This window comes from Candidatus Omnitrophota bacterium (genome assembly GCA_030695905.1).
Lineage (GTDB): Bacteria > Omnitrophota > Gorgyraeia > 2-01-FULL-45-10 > 2-01-FULL-45-10 > CAZHPY01.
In genome coordinates, this window is sequence record JAUYOL010000012.1 from 1 (window position 1) to 2269 (window position 2269).

General features: G+C 48.9%; 1 protein-coding gene. It reads left to right on the forward strand.

What is annotated here, in order from left to right; translation table 11 throughout:
* The coding region (locus tag Q8R38_02365) for a hypothetical protein (GenBank protein ID MDP3790868.1) at positions 1 to 2269 on the forward strand (2269 nt) is incomplete at both ends.

Here is a 2269-nt window from a genome sequence, read left to right on the forward strand (position 1 = left end):
TGTAGGCGAAGTAAAACAGATAAAGTGGAACTCGACAGGCACTGTTACCCCTGTCAATATACGCTATTCCACAAGTAACGGGACAGGTGGCTGGACCGACATAGCCTTAAATGAGACTGCCACAGCGGGCGCCAATACATACAACTGGACCGTGAACGAAACCATACGAAGCCCCGAATGCCTGATAAATGTTTCGGACGCAAGGCCTGCCTTTGAGAGCGAGGTATTCGACACATCCAATGTCACGTTCAATGTGTATCCGCAGATAAATGTAACGAGCCCGGCGAGCGGCCAAAATGTGATAGCCAATACCTATAACACGACCATAAACTGGTCGTGCACCGGTTCCACCATAAGCGCTGTCAAGATACAATATTCCGCCAATGGCCCCACCGGACCATGGAACTGGGTATATAATGACACCTACGTCAATGCGACTAATGTTCCTACGGGAGCGACCGGCAATTACACGTGGAAGGTGCCGAGCTTGTTGTGCGATAATCTCGCGATGATCAAAGTAACGGATGCGGATGACGATAATGTAACAGACACGTCTTCGGTCTTTAATATAGTAGGAAGGCTCGAGCTGTCAGCACCCAATGGCTATGAGAATTGGACTGTCGGCAGTACCAAGAATGTAGATTGGAGCCAGGACCAGACGCCTTTCATAAACATAAGTTACTCCACCATCGGCGGCGGAAGCTGGCAAGATATAGCTACTGACTATAACTCTTCACAGAAGCCATACCCATGGACCATAGACAATGATACAGTCATCTCGAACTTAGCTAAGATAAAGATAGAGGATGCTACCAACCCCACAGTGGTAAATGACATCTCAACCAATAACTTTTCAATTCTGGCCAGATTCGACGTCACAAACCCTGAGAACTACTACGTGGCGCTCGCAGGCGACCCTGTCAACATCACATGGGACTATAATTCAACAGGCGTCAACTATATTATACTCGAATACTCCACAGAGGCCCAGTATATCAATTGGACCAATATCGACAACGCGTCTAATCCCAACGCCACAGTCGACAATACAGGGACATACTACTGGTCATCAATTCCGGGCGATACGCTCTCTACCACCTGCAGAGTCAGGGTAAGGGATCCAGGCCACATAAACGGCTCGAACATGTCATTGCCTCCGTTCACCATAAGAGGTAAGATAATAACCACCGAGCCTAACGCTACCGTAACCAAACAGGTCGGCGATAATATGACTATAAACTGGACGAGGCAGGGGAATATCCAGTATGTCAAGATAGAGTACTCCTGGAATGGCGGCGGCGACTGGAAGACGGTAAATACCAGCGTACCCGCGAACAGCATGCCTTATATATGGACTATTCCTTTAAATGAGACCACCACGGTAGAGGGTAAGATAAACATAACCCACACCGCCAATAACCAGACCTTCAACGTATCAAGCGGCCTATTCAAGATAAAAGGAACTTTAAACCTCACCGACCCATCAGACTCAGGGCTCGTCCTGACATATAACGGTACCTCCACCCACAACATCACATGGCTTACCTACGGCGGCATACCGGGGGTGAGGCTAAAATACTCCACCAATAACGGCTCGAGCTGGCCATACACTATAAATAATACGACAGGCTCGCCTTATGTATGGCCTATCCCTGACGCGATCGGCTATAACCTGTCGGTGAAGGTCGAGGATATGAATGACTCAGGTGTCAACGACACCTCAAATAACACCTTCGCCATAAAAGGGAGTATCTTCGTCCTCCAGCCCAACGGCACGGAATCCTGGGTAAACGGCTCCACTCAACAGATACAGTGGAAGACCATAGGAACCTACTCACAGCAGATAGAGCTCCAATACTGCAATGACTCCACAAGCCCTGTATGGCTCGGCATAAATAACACCTCGGCAGGGGCAGACAACCAGACCGTAATATATAACTGGACCATCCCTGACGACATAACCTCAAAGGCCAAGGTCAAGGTCTTAACCAAAGAGAATAACGCCTCCATAGACGTTACCGACACCTCGGATAACGCCTTCAAGATAAAGGGCGGCGTCACCATCATAGAGCCCAACACCAACGTCACCTGGTTCGTCGGCGAAGAAAAACAGATAAAGTGGAACTCAACAGGCACGGTTACCCCTGTCAATATAAGGTACTCCACCAATAACGGCTCAGGCTGGGTCAACATAGCCTTAAATGAGACCGCCGTGGCAGGCAATAACACATACAACTGGACCGTTAACGGCACCATACGCAGCTCTCTC